General features: G+C 73.1%; 10 protein-coding genes. 7 read left to right on the top strand and 3 right to left on the bottom strand.

The features are described 5' to 3' along the window. Nucleotides 1-47 precede the first annotated feature (47 nt). Nucleotides 48-1,433: a type VII secretion-associated serine protease mycosin gene (mycP, locus tag ACK8GG_RS11570; protein ID WP_440352334.1), complete on the bottom strand. Its 1,386-nt coding sequence runs from the start codon at nucleotides 1,431-1,433 to the stop codon at nucleotides 48-50. A gap of 117 nt (nucleotides 1,434-1,550) precedes the next feature. After that, nucleotides 1,551-5,507, bottom strand: a complete 3,957-nt coding sequence (gene eccCa / locus ACK8GG_RS11575) for a type VII secretion protein EccCa (RefSeq protein ID WP_440352335.1) — start codon at nucleotides 5,505-5,507, stop codon at nucleotides 1,551-1,553. Between the two features lie 132 nt (nucleotides 5,508-5,639). Here eccCa and eccD point away from each other — a divergent pair, with 132 nt between their 5' ends. Continuing rightward, on the top strand, nucleotides 5,640-7,040 hold the full coding sequence (gene eccD / locus ACK8GG_RS11580) for a type VII secretion integral membrane protein EccD (protein WP_440356421.1): 1,401 nt from the start codon (nucleotides 5,640-5,642) through the stop codon (nucleotides 7,038-7,040). A gap of 63 nt (nucleotides 7,041-7,103) precedes the next feature. Here eccD and ACK8GG_RS11585 read toward each other — a convergent pair whose 3' ends face one another. Next, entirely contained in the window at nucleotides 7,104-7,610 is a 507-nt protein-coding gene (locus ACK8GG_RS11585; RefSeq protein ID WP_440349312.1) for an inorganic diphosphatase, read from the bottom strand. Between the two features lie 455 nt (nucleotides 7,611-8,065). Here ACK8GG_RS11585 and dacB point away from each other — a divergent pair, with 455 nt between their 5' ends. From dacB to folE, 6 genes are all read left to right on the top strand, one after another. Further along, on the top strand, nucleotides 8,066-9,457 hold the full coding sequence (gene dacB, locus ACK8GG_RS11590) for a D-alanyl-D-alanine carboxypeptidase/D-alanyl-D-alanine endopeptidase (RefSeq protein WP_440356422.1): 1,392 nt from the start codon (nucleotides 8,066-8,068) through the stop codon (nucleotides 9,455-9,457). 50 nt (nucleotides 9,458-9,507) lie between these two features. Next, nucleotides 9,508-10,575, top strand: a complete 1,068-nt coding sequence (locus ACK8GG_RS11595; RefSeq protein ID WP_440352336.1) for a zinc-dependent metalloprotease — start codon at nucleotides 9,508-9,510, stop codon at nucleotides 10,573-10,575. 10 nt (nucleotides 10,576-10,585) lie between these two features. Beyond that, nucleotides 10,586-11,587, top strand: a complete 1,002-nt coding sequence (gene tilS / locus ACK8GG_RS11600) for a tRNA lysidine(34) synthetase TilS (protein WP_440356283.1) — start codon at nucleotides 10,586-10,588, stop codon at nucleotides 11,585-11,587. Between the two features lie 127 nt (nucleotides 11,588-11,714). Next, nucleotides 11,715-12,290, top strand: coding sequence for a hypoxanthine phosphoribosyltransferase (hpt, locus tag ACK8GG_RS11605; protein ID WP_440349315.1), 576 nt, complete (start codon nucleotides 11,715-11,717; stop codon nucleotides 12,288-12,290). A gap of 420 nt (nucleotides 12,291-12,710) precedes the next feature. Then, nucleotides 12,711-14,738, top strand: a complete 2,028-nt coding sequence (gene ftsH / locus ACK8GG_RS11610) for an ATP-dependent zinc metalloprotease FtsH (RefSeq protein ID WP_440349316.1) — start codon at nucleotides 12,711-12,713, stop codon at nucleotides 14,736-14,738. A 77-nt stretch (nucleotides 14,739-14,815) separates the two neighbouring features. Continuing rightward, nucleotides 14,816-15,442: a GTP cyclohydrolase I FolE gene (folE, locus tag ACK8GG_RS11615; RefSeq protein WP_440349797.1), complete on the top strand. Its 627-nt coding sequence runs from the start codon at nucleotides 14,816-14,818 to the stop codon at nucleotides 15,440-15,442. Nucleotides 15,443-15,452: the final 10 nt, after the last annotated feature.

The following is a 15,452-nucleotide window of genomic DNA, read 5'->3' on the forward strand; positions in this document are numbered from 1 at the left end:
CCGGCGGCCCCTGCGCTGACGGCTGCGCCAGAGCCACCCCGGCGTACTCAGCGGTGATGGTCGGCGTAGAACCGGTCGATCGGTGGTGGGGCCCCGTACGCCGGGTCGGGCGCGGGATCGGGCCGGTAGGCGGTGGCGTACCGGCGCGGGACGTAACGGCGCGACCGGCGCAGCAGCAGCGTGCCGGCGGCCAGGGCCGTCAGCAGCACAAAACCGGAGATCAGCGGCACCGATGCGTCGGTGAGGCTCGCCGAGCCGAGCAGCCAGGTGCTGCGCGCCTCGGCCGGCTCGACCGCCGCGGCCTGCTCCAGCCCCGGCGGACCGCCGAAGCCGGCGAAGCCGGGGCGCACGTCGTCGTCGAGCGGGTTGCGGTGCACCGGTTCGATCGTGCTGTTCAGCGCCGCCACCGGGTCGACCAGGCCGAAGCCGTACCGGTCGTCGCGGCCCTGCGGGCCGAGGTCGCGGGCGGTGACCAGGAGTCGGTTGACCACGTCGCCGGCGGACATGTCCGGCCAGCGGGACCGGATCAGGGCGGCGGCGGCGGAGACCAGCGGGGCGGCGAAGCTCGTCCCCTGCACCTGCCAGTAGCCGTCGGGCTTCGCCCCGATCAGGCCCGTGGCGGGCGCGGCGAGCACCGTCTCGGTGCCGGAGATCGCCCCGGACCAGAGTTCGTCGGCCGACTGCTCCAGCCCCGTCACGGCGATCACCCCCGGTTCCCGGGCCGGGTACCAGACGTTCGGGTTCGACGAGGTGGCGACGTTGCCCGTGCAGGCGATCACCACGACGTCCCGGGCGAAGGCGTAGTCGATGGCGGCGGCGAGCGCCGGGGACGCGCCGGAACCCCCGAGGGAGAGGTTCACGACCTGGGCGCCGTTGTCGACCGCCCAGCGCACGCCCTCGGCGACCACCGTGGCGTCCTCGTAGCGGTTGTCGTCATCGAGCACCCGTACCGGCAGGATCTTGGCGTCAGGGGCGAGGCCGACAACGCCGGCGGCGTCATCGGCACGCCCGGCGATCAGGCCGGCGACGGTGGTGCCGTGGCCGACGGGATCCCAGCGGCCGTCAGAGTCGCTGAAGACGAAGTCCTTTCCGGGCAGCACCTGCCCGGCGAGGTCGACGTGGGAGCCGTCCACCCCGGAGTCGATCACGGCAACGGTGACTCCCGAGCCGGTCGAGGTCCGCCAGGCCGCGGCGGCGTTGAGCTTCTCCACCTGCCACTGCCCGGCCCGGACCGACTCGGCGGCGAGCGGCTCACCCAGCGGCGCGGCGAAGGCAGGCGCGTTGACCGTCGCGGCGGCGCGGGCGGCCGGCGCGGGCATCGCCTGCGCCGGGACACCGAGTCCGGTCTGGACGGTCACGGCGAGCAGAGCCCCGACGGCGAAGCGTCCGGCGGTGCGCTGCGAGCGGCTCACTTCGGTCACACCTTCAGCCATTCACCCCATCGGCCCCATTGATGCTCGAAAGCGTACCGGGTGCGCCGCCCCCGCCGGAGGGTTCTCCGCGGATTGCCCGGCCGTGGCAGCGAACCGGTCCGCCGCGGCGCCGGCCGCTCAGGCCGGGGGCAGATGGGCCAACTGCACCAGCCGTACGCCGTCGACGCGGGTGACGAGCCGCCCCCGCCCGGCCGGCAGCCGCACCGGTTTCAACCCGCCCGGCAACGGCCCGTCCTCACGGCCCGCCGAGAGCACCAGCGCGGGCGCGGAGAGTTCGGCGAGGCTCTGCATGAGCGGCTCGAAGGCGGCCCGGGAGATCCCACCCGACCGGCGGACCAGCACCAGGTGCAGGCCGATGTCGCGGGCCTGCGGCAGGTACTCCTGCAACGGCGCCAGCGGGTTCACCGGCCCGGTCGTCACCAGGTCGTAGTCGTCCACCAGCACGAAGAGCTCCGGCCCGCTCCACCAGGAGCGGTCCCGCAGCTGCTCGGCGGTCACCTCCGGACCGGGCAGCCGTCGTCGCATGTGATCAGCGACCGACTCCATCAGCTCGCTGGTGTGCGCCGCTGCCGAGCCGTACCCGATCAGGTGCGGCTCGCCGATCGCCCCGAAGAGGCTGCGGCGGTAGTCCACCAGCATCACCCGGGCCTGCTCGGGGGCGAACCGGCGGGTGATCGTGGTCGCCAGTGCCCGCAGGAACGATGACTTGCCCGACTCCGGTTCGCCCACCACCATCAGGTGCGGTTCGGTGCCGAAGTCCAGCTCCACCTGGCGCAGGTCCGCTTCGGCGATGCCGATCGGCAGCCGCAGCCCGGTAGCCTCGGCCGGCTCCAGGCGGTCGTAGGGCAGGACCGCCGGCAGCAGCCGGACCCGCGGCGCCACCGGCCCCGCCCAGGCGGCGGCGACCGCTTTGACCAGGTCCGCGGTCTCCGTCCCGGTGCCGTCGGCCTGCGGCAGCGCGCCGAGGAAGTGCAGCCCGTCGACGGTCATTCCCCGTCCGGGCGTGCCCGCCGGCACGTTCGCCGCCGCCCGCCGGGGCACCATCGAGTCGCTCGGGTCGCCCAGTCGCAGCTCCACCTTGGAACCGAACAGGTCACGCACCGACGGCCGGAAATCCATCCAGCGCGCCGCCGAGGCGACCACGTGGATGCCGTACGACAGGCCCCGCCCGGCCAGTTCGGTGATGAGCGGCTCCAGGTCCTCGTATTCGTTGCGCAGTGTCGCCCAGCCGTCGACCACCAGGAAGACGTCGCCGTACGGGTCGCCGGGCGGAGCTCCGGCCGCCACGTGGGCGCGGTGGGCGGCCATCGACTCCGTCCCGGCCAGCGCGAAACGCTGCTCGCGCTGCGTCAGCAGCCCGCTGATCTCCCCGACGGTCCGGCGCACCGCCGCCGGGTCGGAACGTCCCGCGACCCCGCCGACGTGCGGCAGATCCCGCAACCCGGCCAGCGCGCCGCCGCCGAAGTCGAGGCAGTAGACCTGCGCCTGCGCCGGCGTGTGGGTCAGCGCCAGGGCGCAGATCAGCGTCCGCAGCAGCGTCGACTTGCCGCTCTGCGTGGTGCCGACGACCGCCACATGCCCGGCCGCCCCGTCCAGGGCCAGCCAGAAGAGGTCCCGGCGCTGCTCGTACGGCTTGTCGACCAGCGCGATCGGCACCTGCAGGGCGCCGTGCAGCTCCGGGTTGCCGACGGTCAGGCCCCGCTGCGGGTCGGTTGTCAGCGGCCCGAGCAGCTCCTCCAGGGTCGCCGCCGCACCCAGCGGTGGCAGCCAGACCTGGTGGGCGGGGGGTCCCTGCCCGGCGAGCCGCTCCACCAGCACGTCCAGCAGCGACTCCCGGTCGCTCTCCTCGGGCTGCGGCTCGTCGGGTACGGCCGGCTCCGGAATCGGCACGTGGTGGCTGGTGAAATCAAGCAGCCGGGGCCGCGTCAGCGGCGTGCCGTCCGCGCCGTCGCCCGCGCGCCGGTGCGGTCCCGAGACGTACGCCGCCTTGAACCGCAGCAGCGGCTCGTTGCCGTAGCGCAGGAAACCGTGCCCGGGGGAGCGGGGCAGCTCATGGGCGTCCGGCACGCCGAGCACGGTGCGTGACTCCAGCGCCGAGAAGGTCCGCAGCCCCACCCGGTACGACAGGTGGTTGTCCAGTCCGCGTAGCCGTCCCTCCTCCAGCCGCTGCGAGGCGAGCAGCAGGTGCACCCCGAGTGAGCGGCCGACCCGGCCGATCTGGACGAAGAGGTCGATGAACTCGGGTTTGGCGGTGAGCAGTTCGGAGAACTCGTCGCAGACGAAGAGCAGCGACGGCAGCGGCGCCAGGGCGGCGCCGCCGGCCCGGGCGCGTTCGTAGTCGCGCAGGCTGGCGTAGTTGCCGCAGCGGCGCAGCAGCTCCTGCCGGCGGTTGAGCTCGCCGGAGATCGCGTCGACCATCCGGTCCACCAGCGGCAGCTCGTCGGCGAGGTTGGTGACCACCGCGGCGGTGTGCGGCAGCCGGTCGAGGGAGGCGAAGGTGGCGCCGCCCTTGAAGTCGACCAGGACGAAGTTCAGCTCCGCCGAGCTGTGCGTGGCGGCGAGCCCGAGGACGAGGGTCCGCAACAGCTCGGACTTGCCGGAGCCGGTCGCGCCGATCAGCAGTCCGTGCGGTCCCATGCCGTCCTGTGCGGACTCCTTGAGGTCGAGCTCGACGGTGCCGCCGTCCGGGCCGACGCCGATCGGCACCCGCAGCCGGTCCCGGTGCGCCCGGGGCGTCCAGCCCCGCTCGGGCGTCCAGCTCTCCGGGTCGCCGAGGCCGAGCAGCTCCGGCAGGCCGGGGTCGGTGGCGGCCGGGGTGTCGGCGCCGCGCGCGCCGGTGGCGAGGCGCAGCGGCGCCAGGCGGCGGGCGATCCCTTCGGCGTCGGCGGGGTCGAGCAGGTCCGGCCTGCCCACCTCCGCCATGCCGTCCATGGTGGAGCTGATCAGGTGTTCGGCGCTGACGTGCAGCACCAGGGTCGCCCGGTCGGGCAGCCGGGGCGGGCGGTTCTGCAGGTCGAGCACGGTCAGCCCGGCGACGCCGCCGTCGGCGGTGAGGGTGTTCGCGCCGGTCAGTTCACCGCCGTCGAGGACCACCACGAGATGCGGCCCGTCGCCGGTCACCATCCCGGGCCGGAAACGGGGGCGGTTGGCGAGCAGATCGTCGAGGAGTTCCTCAAGTTCGGTGGCGGTGCTGGCGACCAGGCGTACCGGGCCGAGCGCGTCGTGGCGGGTGGGGTGCCGGGCGTGCGGCAGCCACTTCACCCATTCCCAGGCCGGGCGGCGCTCCGGCCCGGTGCAGACGGCGATCAGCAGCTCGTCGGGGGCGTGGAAGACCGCGAGCTGGGTGAGGATCGCGCGGACCAGCGCCGCCGGTTCCCCGGTGTCCGGGACCGGATTGGAGCCGGTGGTGGGCACGTCGGGACCGACGAAGACCCGGGCGAAGCCGCGCAGCGAGAGCGCCACCGGCAGGTCCGGCAGGACCGAGTGTGCGTCCAGGAAGCGGCGCAGCGCCCCGGCGGTCATCGGCTCCAGCTCGTCCAGCGGCCGGGTCGTCGGCGCCACCAGCGGCGTGGCCAGGGTCTGCGGGCCGACGCCGACGCGGACCACCGCGAAGTCGTCGTCGGCCGGGCGGCGCTCCCAGACGCGGTGGCTGCCGACGGTGGACCAGAGCCGGGTGGGGTCCGGATGCCGGTAGTGCAGGCCGGCGCGCTGGCGGGCAGCCGTCTCGCGCACCCGGCGGCGCAGGGTGGCGAGGTGGCGCAGGTACTCCCGGCGGGCCGTCATCATCTCCGACTTCTTCGGCGCGCCGGACGAGTTCGCCCAGGAGCTGACGAGCATCGCCAGCGACGACAGGCCGAAGATCCCGCCCACCACGTAGGAGTACGGGCCGCCGTCCCGGCCGAACATCATCGCCATCGCGGTGGTGCCGCCGAGCATTGGCAGGACCATCAGCAACTGCTGCCAGCGGGCCTGGGTCTGGGCCGGGATCTCCGGTGGCGCCTCGACCGGCAACTCGCCCTCGGGGATCTCCGGAGCGGGGCGGCGGGCGGGCCGCTTGACGACGACCGTACTCATCGGACCACCCCGTACCGGTGCAATTCATCCCCCTGTGAACGCGCATCGTGATCCGAACCTCGCTCATGGTAGATAGAGTCCTGTCGTTCGCGCAGCCGCCACCGCCGTGGGAAAGGAATCTCGTAGATGTCGATGAGCACGGGGCTCGCCCGGGTCACCATCAGCGCGCCGCATCGCCGGGTCGACGTCGCGCTGCCGGAGCAGACCCCGTTGGTGGAGCTCCTGCCGGAGGTGCTGCGGCACGCCGGTGAGGGGCTCGCCGACTCCGGGGAGGAGCACGGCGGCTGGGTGCTGCGCCGCGCCGACGGCGGTGTCCTCGCCACCGCCCGTCCACTGGCGGTCCAGGGGGTACGCGACGGTGAGGTGCTGCACCTCGTGCCGGCGCAGGCGCAGTGGCCGCAGCTCGAGTACGACGACGTGGTGGAGGCGATCGCCGACGGCGCCCGCCGGCGCGGCGGGGCATGGTCACCGTCTGCGTCGCGCACCGCGAGCAGCGTCGCCGCCGGTCTGGCCGCGGCGATCGGGCTGCTGGCACTGCTCGCCGCCGGACCGGCCCCCGGCGGGAGCAGCGCGTACCCGGCGCTGGGGATCGCCGCGCTGCTCACCGTCGCGGGGGTTGTCGCCTCCCGCGCGTACGGCGACGCCGGTGCCGGTGTCGCGCTCGCCGGCTGCGCGATGCCGTACGCCTTCGCCGGCGGCGCCCTGCTCGTCACCTCCGGGGACCCGGTGGGGCTGCCCGGTCTGCGCTGGATCGGCGCGGCGGAGCTGCTGGCCGGATCGGCGGCGCTGGTGGTGGCGGCGCTGCTCGGCACGGTCGGGGTGGCCGCGGGGACCCGGATCTTCGTCGCCGCCACCGGGGTGGGCCTCGGCGGCGCGGCGGCGGCGCTGACCGCCTTCGCCCTGCCGGCCCAGGCCGCCGCGGCGGTCGTGCTGAGCGTGCTTGTCCTGGCCCTCGGCGTGCTGCCGCTGCTGGCGATCCGGCTCGGCAAGGTGCCGATGCCGCCGGTCGCGCCCGCCGACGACGCCGGGCCGGGCGCCGCCGCGGCCCGCCGGCTGCCGGACACCACCCTGGTACGCGACGCGGTGACCCGCAGCGAGGAGGTGCTCGGCGGGCTGCTGATCGCCCAGGCGGTCCTGGTGGCCGGCGCGTCGGCGGTGCTGGTGGCGCACGGCGGCACGGCGGCGCTGCTGCTGGTGGCCGCCTGCGCGGTGGCGCTGCTGCTGCGTACCCGGCTCTTCGTGGCGGTCCGGCACCGGGTGCCGCTGCTGGCCGGTGGTCTGGCGGGGGTGACGCTGCTCGGCGCCGGCCTCGCGGCCACGGCTGGCGACCCGGGCCGGTTGCTGCTGGTCGCGGCGGCGGTGGTGGCGGCGCCGCTGCTGGTCGCCGCCGGGGCCACGTACGCCCACCGTCCGCCCTCGCCGTATCTGGGGCGCGCCGCCGACCTACTGGAGACGGTGGTGGTGGTCTCGGTGGTGCCGGTGGCCTGTGCCGTGCTCGATCTCTACGCGCGCGCTCGCGGGCTCATCGGCTGAGAGAAACGCGAAGGCCGTCCGCGCGGGTGGCGCGGACGGCCTTGCGATGTGTGGTGGCGCAGGTCAGTGCAGGTGCTCGCCGGCGGCCTCGGCGTCCTTGGCGCGCTGGATCGACTTGACGATCTCGGCCTCGGCCTCGACCCGGCCGACCCAGGTCGCGCCCTCGACTGACTTGCCCGGCTCCAGGTCCTTGTAGACCTCGAAGAAGTGCTGGATCTCCAGGCGGTCGAACTCGCCCAGGTGGTGAATGTCGCGCAGGTGCTCCTGGCGCGGGTCCTCGTAGGGGACGCAGAGGACCTTGTCGTCGCCGCCCTTTTCGTCGGTCATGCGGAACATGCCGACGGCACGGCAGCGGATCAGGCAGCCCGGGAAGGTGGGCTCGGGAACGAGCACCAGAGCGTCCAGCGGGTCGCCGTCCTCGCCGAGGGTGCCTTCGATGAACCCGTAGTCCGCCGGGTACTGCGTCGAGGTGAACAGCGTGCGGTCCAGCCGGATCCGGCCGGTCGCGTGGTCTACCTCGTACTTGTTTCGATGGCCCTTCGGGATCTCAACCAGGACGTCGAAATCCATCTCACGCTCCTCGTCTGCCCACGCCGCCTAACGTCGTGGCATGCGTGCGGCCCCGGTGAACCTGTCCCGGTCGATCCGGACGCCACATAGTCTTCGGACGGCAGTAGTGTCGCCTAAGCCGTTTTCGATGTGGGGAGGAGGGGCCGGTGGGGAGGGATGATTCACACTACCGCCCGGAGAGCGGACAGGGGGCCGAGACTGGAGGGTCGCCTGGCCGATCGGCGGATCCGGTGAGCCCCGGCGCGCCTTCTTCCGGGGCTTCCGCACGTGGCCGGGCCTCGGTCCCGCCGCCGCCGTTGCGCAGCACCCCCGACCCGGATTCCGCCCCCGAATCGGAATCGGAATCGACGCCCCCGGCCGGTTCGCAGGCCTCGGAAACCCCGCGACCGCCGGCCGGCCCGCCGCCCGCAGACCCGGTTCCGCCCGCTACCCGCGGCCGGCGACGGCTCGCCTGGCTGGCAGCTGTCCTGGTTCTGGTCGTCGGGGTCGGCGCCGCGCTGGTGCTGGTCCGTCCGGGGCCGATCGACGGCTGGCTGGGCGGGGCCGATCCCGCGACAACCGCCGCCCCCGATCCCGCGCCCCGACAGGTCCTCGCCGTCGCCTCGGACAGTGCGCCGATGCCCACGCCTGCCGGGGTGAAGGCCGCCATCGACAAGCTGAACGTCTCCGCGGCCCTCGGCGAGCGGCTGCACCTGGAGATCATCGATCTCAAGACCGGCGAGGTGCTCGACGCCCGCGCCCCGCAGGAGCCGACGGTGCCGGCCTCGGTGACCAAGCTGGTGACAGCGGTGACGGTGCTGGCGGCGCGGGGTCCGGCGTACCGGATCCCCACGGTGGCGGTGGCCGGCGCGAACCCCGGTGAGGTGGTGCTGGTCGGCGGGGGCGACCCCACCCTCGCCGGCGGCAAGACCGGCTACTACCCGGGCGCGGCCCGGCTCGACGTGCTCGCCGAACAGGTGCGGAAGGCCCTCGGCGGCACCGCGCCGACGAAGGTGATCGTCGACGGCTCGCTCTACTCCGGTCCGGCGCACGAGCCGGGCTGGGACTCCGACATTCCCACCGGCGGCTACGGCGGCACGATCAGCGCGCTGATGATCGACGGCGCACGCAACGATCCGAAGTCCGGGCAGGGTTACGCCGAGCGTTCGGCCGAGCCGGAGCTGGCGGCCGGGCGGGCCTTCGCCGCGGCGCTGGGGCTGCCCGCGAGCGCGGTCAGCGCCGGCCGGGCACCGCGGGCGGGGGCGGCCTCCGGGGCGGCGACCGCCGCCGAGCCGGCGGCCGGTGCGGAGCTGGCCCGGGTCGAGTCCGCGCCGATGGTGCGGCTGGTGGAGTTGATGCTGGAGCAGAGCGACAACTTCCTCGCCGAGGCGCTGGCCCGCCAGGTCGCCCTGGTCCAGGGCAAGCCGGCCTCGTTCGCCGGTTCCGGCGAGGCGATGAAGGAGGTGCTCGCCGAGCTCGGCCTCCCCGCCGAGGGCACCGAGCTGGCCGACGGCAGCGGGCTGTCGCGTGACAACCGGATCGCACCGCGCCTGCTGACCGAGATCCTGCAGCTCGCCGCCGATCCGTCCCGGCCGGACCTCTCCGGTCTCTTCGCCGGGCTGCCGGTGGCGGCCTGGTCCGGCACGCTGCGTGAGCGCTACGGCGACCAGGCCAGGGCCGGAGCGGGAGCGGTACGCGCGAAGACCGGCACGCTCAGCGGGGTGCACGCGATCTCCGGCGTCGTCACCACCGCCGACGGGCGGGTGCTGGCGTTCGCCATCCTCGCCGACCGGGTGCCCCACAGCGCCGACCCCCAGGTGGCGCTGGACCGGATCGCCGCCGCCCTGGCCGGGTGCGGTTGCCGCTGAGGCTGCCGGGAGACCCGGCGGGGGTGCCCCACGCGGGTACGGTGGGTGCCATGGCGCAGTTCGTGGATTGGGACCTGGCCGCCGCGACGGCGGGGGCACTCGGCAAGAACGGCCCTCGGGTGTCGCTCAGCGAGGCGACCGAGATCGTGGCGCAGCTGCGGCGACTCGCGGACGAGGCGGCCGAGCACGTCTCGGCGTACACCGGGCTGACCCCGGTCGGCACGCCCGCCCCGGTGCGGGTGGTCGACCGCCGCGACTGGGTCGACGCCAACGTTGCCGGGATGCGGGAGGTGATCTCCCCGCTGATCTCCCAGCTCTCGGAGAAGGAGCCCAGCGCCCTGACCGAGATGATCGGCTCCCGGGCGACCGGACTGCAGACCGGCACGGTGCTGGCCTTTCTCTCCGGCCGGGTGCTCGGGCAGTTCGACGTGCTCGCCAACGACCCGGGGCAGTTGCTGCTGGTCGCGCCGAACATCGTCGACGTGGAGCGCCGCCTGGAGGCCGACCCGCGGGACTTCCGGCTCTGGGTCTGCCTGCACGAGGTGACCCACCGGGTGCAGTTCACGGCGGTGCCCTGGATGCGTGGGTACTTCCTCGGCGAGGTGCAGGCCTTCGTCGACGCCTCACAGGCCGATGACGACCGCTTCCTGGAGCGGCTGCGCCGCGCGGTGGGGATGCTCGCCTCGTCGGCGCGGGACCCGCAGTCGCGGACCAGCGTGCTCGATCTGGTGCAGACGCCCGGCCAGAAGGCCGTGCTGGACCGGCTGACCGCGCTGATGACCCTGCTGGAGGGGCACGCCGAGTTCGTGATGGACGGGGTGGGGCCGGAAGTGGTCCCGAGCGTGGAGCAGATCCGGGCCCGGTTCAACCAGCGGCGCGAACCGACCAGCCCGGTCGAGCGGGCATTCCGCCGGCTGATCGGCATCGACGCCAAGATGCGCCAGTACGCCGAAGGCCGGGCCTTCGTGCACGGCGTCGTCGAGCGGGTCGGGATGACCGGTTTCAACAAGGTCTTCAGCTCGCCGCTGACACTGCCGAAGATCGGCGAGCTCGCCGACCCCGACGCCTGGGTGGCGCGGGTGCACGGCCGCACCGCCCCGGCCGCCGACGCGGGCTGACCTCGCCGTCGTGGCCCGGCTCGCTCCGGCGGTCGCCGCCGTCCGCCTCGCCGTGCGTGCGGCGCTCACCGGGTTGCCGGCCGGCTCGACGGTGCTGGTTGCCTGCTCCGGCGGGGCTGATTCGCTGGCGCTGGCTGCCGCCACCGCCTTCGTGGCCCCCCGCCTGGGCTGTCCGGCGGGGTTGGTGACGGTCGACCACGGCCTGCAGGAGGGCTCGGCGCGGCGGGCCGTCGCGGTCGCCGACTGGGCCCGCGGGGCCGGGTTCGACCCGGTGGAGGTGGCAACGGTCGAGGTCGCCCCCGGCGCGGGCGGACCGGAGGCGGCGGCACGCAACGCCCGGTACGACGCGCTGGCGCGGATCGCCCACGAGTGGGGCGCGGCGGCGGTCCTGGTCGGGCACACCCGTGACGACCAGGCCGAGACGGTCCTGCTGGCGCTGGCCCGGGGGGCCGGGCCGCGAGGCCTGGCCGGGATGCCCGCCGAGCGGGACCTCGACGGCGTACGGCTGCTGCGCCCGCTGCTGCGGATCGGCCGCGACCAGACCCGGTCGGCCTGCGCCGCGCTGGGCCTGACGCCCTGGGAGGACCCGCACAACACCGACCCCGCGTACGCCCGGTCCCGGGTGCGTGCCGAAGTGCTGCCGGTGCTGGCGGCGGCGCTCGGCGCGGACGCGGTGGCGAACCTCGCGCGCAGCGCGGCGCTGATCGCGGCCGACAGCACGGCCCTGGACGCGCTCGCGGGGCAGGCGCTGGCGGCGGCGCGTACCGGCTCGGGCGGGCTGGCGGTGGCCGAGCTGGCGGAGCTACTGCCGGCGCTGCGGAGCCGGGTGCTGCATGCCTGGGCCCGGGAGCTGGGCGCGCCGCCTGCGGCGCTGTCGCAGCGGCACGTGGACGCGCTGGAGGCGCTGGTGACCAGCTGGCGGGGGCAGGGCCCGGTGCACCTGCCCGGTGGGATCGAGGCGGCCCGCCGCGGTGGCGAGCTGCTGCGGGTCGCCGGCGGACGCCGCCCGTAGCAGATGTGGCGAGAAATCCTCTCGTACGAAGAATCGCCCGAATCGACCCGCTGTTGTCGGGGCGGACCCGCCGGAAAAGGGCCGCCCCGGCGACACCTCGCCAACCGGCGTACGGCAGGCTAGGGGCATGGCTGACGGCTCCTGGTACGACGCCGACATCGACCACGTGATCATCACTGAGGCGGAGATCCGCGACAAGACCGCCGAACTCGCCAAGCAGATCTCGGCGGACTACGCCCACGTGCAGGACGCCCTGCTCCTGGTCTGCGTGCTCAAGGGTGCGGTCATGTTCATGGCCGACTTCTCCCGGGCACTCGGCCGGCACGGACCCCCCGCCGAGCTGGAGTTCATGGCGATCTCCTCCTACGGCCAGGGCACCACCTCCTCCGGTGTCGTCCGCATCCTCAAGGACCTCGACCGTGACATCGCCGGCCGGCACGTCGTGGTCGTCGAGGACATCGTCGACTCCGGGCTGACCCTCTCCTGGCTGCTGCGCTACCTCGAGTCGCGCTCCGCCGCCAGCGTCGAGGTCGTCGCCCTCTTCCGCAAACCGGACGCCGTCAAGGTCGACGTCCCGGTCAAGTACGTCGGCTTCGACATCCCGACCGAGTTCGTCGTCGGCTACGGCCTCGACTTCGGTGAGCGCTACCGCGAGGTCCCCTACGTCGGCGTGCTGAAGCCCGAGGTCTACGGCCGCGCCTGACCCCGGCCCGCCCGCCGCAGCGATCTGTTCGCTTACAGCGGTCTTTCAGAAAACGCGGCTATCGTTCCCCGAGGTACAGCTCACTCCTCGCCCCCACGGGCGGGTGGTTGTGGGCGACTGCGGGGCTCGCAAGCTCGCTCCTCGCGCCCACGGGCGGGTGGTTGTGGGCGACTGCGGGGCTCGCAAGCTCGCTCCTCGCGCCCACGGTGGTGTTGATAGTGGGCGACTGCGGGGCTCGCAAGCTCGCTCCTCGCGCCCACGGTGTACCGTCGAATGACCGCGGCGCGGTGACATCTGTGCGCCTCGGGGTCGAGCCGGCCCGCAGGGTCGGTCACGGCGAGCCGCTTCGGCGGCAGCACTGTCATCAGACAGCCATGACGTCGATCAGGAGGATCCGGGCGCTCGTCGCTCGACTACAGCATGGAACGTACGCGTTTCTTCCGCCGACCGGTGGTCTGGATCATCCTGGTGATCGCCGGCGCGATTCTGCTCAGCACCCTGTTCACCGGCGGCCCGGCCTATGAAAAGGTCGATACTTCGGTCGCCCTGGAGAAGCTCAGCACCGCTCAGATCGAAGAGGCGATCTTCCAGGACAAGGAGCAGACGCTCCAACTTGACCTGAAGAACGAAGAGAAGTTCGGGGACGTCACCACCGACAAGATCGAGGCGCAGTTCCCGTACGAGTCGGGCTCGCAGGTCTGGGATCAGGTGCTGGCGGCCAAGGCCGACGGTCGTATCAGCGGCCCGGCCAACACCGAGGTCAACAGCGACAGCATCCTGGTGACCCTGCTGGTCAACCTGCTGCCGATCGTGCTGCTCGTGCTCCTGCTGCTCTTCTTCATGTCGCAGATGCAGGGCGGCGGCTCCCGGGTGCTCAACTTCGGCAAGTCCAAGGCGAAGATGATCACCAAGGACACCCCGAAGACGACCTTCGCGGACGTCGCCGGCTCGGAAGAGGCGGTCGAGGAGCTCTACGAGATCAAGGACTTCCTCCAGAACCCGGCGAAGTACCAGGCTCTGGGCGCGAAGATCCCCAAGGGTGTGCTGCTCTTCGGCCCGCCCGGAACCGGCAAGACGCTGCTCGCCCGCGCGGTCGCGGGTGAGGCGGGAGTGCCCTTCTACTCCATCTCCGGCTCCGACTTCGTCGAGATGTTCGTCGGTGTCGGCGCCAGCCGGGTCCGCGACCTCTTCGAGCAGGCCAAGGCGAACGCCCCGGCCATCGTCTTCGTCGACGAGATCGACGCCGTCGGCCGCCACCGCGGCGCCGGCATGGGCGGCGGTCACGACGAGCGCGAGCAGACCCTCAACCAGCTCCTCGTCGAGATGGACGGCTTCGACACCAAGGGCGGGGTCATCCTGATCGCGGCCACCAACCGGCCGGACATCCTCGACCCGGCGCTGCTGCGCCCGGGCCGTTTCGACCGGCAGATCCCGGTGGACCAGCCCGACATGGAGGGCCGCAAGGCCATCCTGCGGGTGCACGCCAAGGGCAAGCCCTTCTCGCCCGACGTCGACCTGGACGCGGTCGCCCGCCGTACCCCGGGCTTCAGCGGCGCCGACCTCGCGAACGTGATCAACGAATCCGCGCTGCTCACCGCCCGCCGCGACGAGCGCGCCATTACCAACGACTCCCTGGAGGAGTCGATCGACCGGGTGATCGCCGGACCGCAGCGGCGTACCCGGGTGATGAGCGACCAGGAAAAGAAGATCACCGCGTACCACGAGGCGGGGCACGCGCTGGTCGCCTGGGCGCTGCCGCACTCCGCGCCGGTGCACAAGGTGACGATCCTGTCCCGTGGCCGTTCGCTGGGGCACACCCTGGTGCTGCCGACCGAGGACAAGTACACCCAGACCCGCGCCGAGATGATCGACACCCTGGCGTACGCGCTGGGTGGCCGGGCCGCCGAGGAGCTCGTCTTCCACGAGCCCACCACCGGCGCCGGCAACGACATCGAGAAGGCGACCGGGCTCGCCCGGGCGATGATCACCCAGTACGGCATGAGCTCCAAGCTCGGTGCGATCAAGTACGGCACTACCGGTGACGAGCCGTTCCTGGGCCGCAGCATGGGCCACGAGCGGGACTACTCCGACGCCGTCGCCGCCGAGATCGACGCCGAGGTGCGGGCCCTGATCGAACTGGCCCACGACGAGGCCTGGGAGATCCTGGTCGAGTACCGGGACGTGCTGGACAGCATCGTGCTGGAGTTGATGGAGAAGGAAACCATTTCCCAGTCCGACATGGCCCGCATCTGCTCCCGCGTGGTCAAGCGTCCGCCGATGGCGCCCTTCAACGGTCTCGGCAAGCGCAAGCCCTCCACCGAACCGCCGATTCTCACCCCGGCGGAGAAGGAGCGGCTCAAGTCGCAGGCCGAGACGGACGGTGCCAGTGCGGGCGCCGGCACCAACACGAGCGGCGGCTCCTCGCCCAACTCGGAGGGCTCACTCTGAACACGCAGCACGACGACACGGCCGGCCGCGTTTCGCGGCCGGCCGTCTCGTCCACCGAACCCGACGGCGACGACGCGCTGGACTACCTCGCCGCCCGTCTCATCAACGGCAAGCTCACCGGCGGCCGGGTCGAGGACAGCATCGACCTGGGCCGGATCGAGGCAGCGGTACGCGAGATCCTGATCGCGGTCGGGGAGGACCCGGACCGCGACGGACTGGTGCAGACCCCGGCACGGGTGGCCCGCTCCTACGCCGAGCTCTTCGCCGGGCTGCGGGTCGACCCGGCCCAGATCCTCAACACCACCTTCGAGGCCAACCACGAAGAGCTGGTGCTGGTCCGCGACATCGACGTCACCAGCCTCTGCGAGCACCACCTGCTGCCGTTCCGGGGGGTCGCGCACATCGGCTACATCCCCGGGCCGGACGGCCGGATCACCGGTCTGTCCAAGCTCGCCCGGCTGGTCGAGGTCTACGCCCGCCGTCCGCAGGTGCAGGAGCGGCTCACCTCGCAGATCGCCGACCTGCTGATGGGCAAGCTCCAGCCGCGCGGTGTGATCGTCATCCTCGAATGCGAGCACATGTGCATGGCGATGCGGGGCATCCAGAAGTCCGGGGCGATGACGATCACCTCGGCGGTGCGGGGCATCCTGCAGTCGGACGCGAAGTCACGCGCCGAAGCGATGTCCCTGATCATGCCCCGCTGATCGCTGATCG

This window comes from Melissospora conviva, from assembly GCF_049523535.1.
Classification (GTDB): Bacteria; Actinomycetota; Actinomycetes; order Mycobacteriales; family Micromonosporaceae; genus Melissospora; species Melissospora conviva.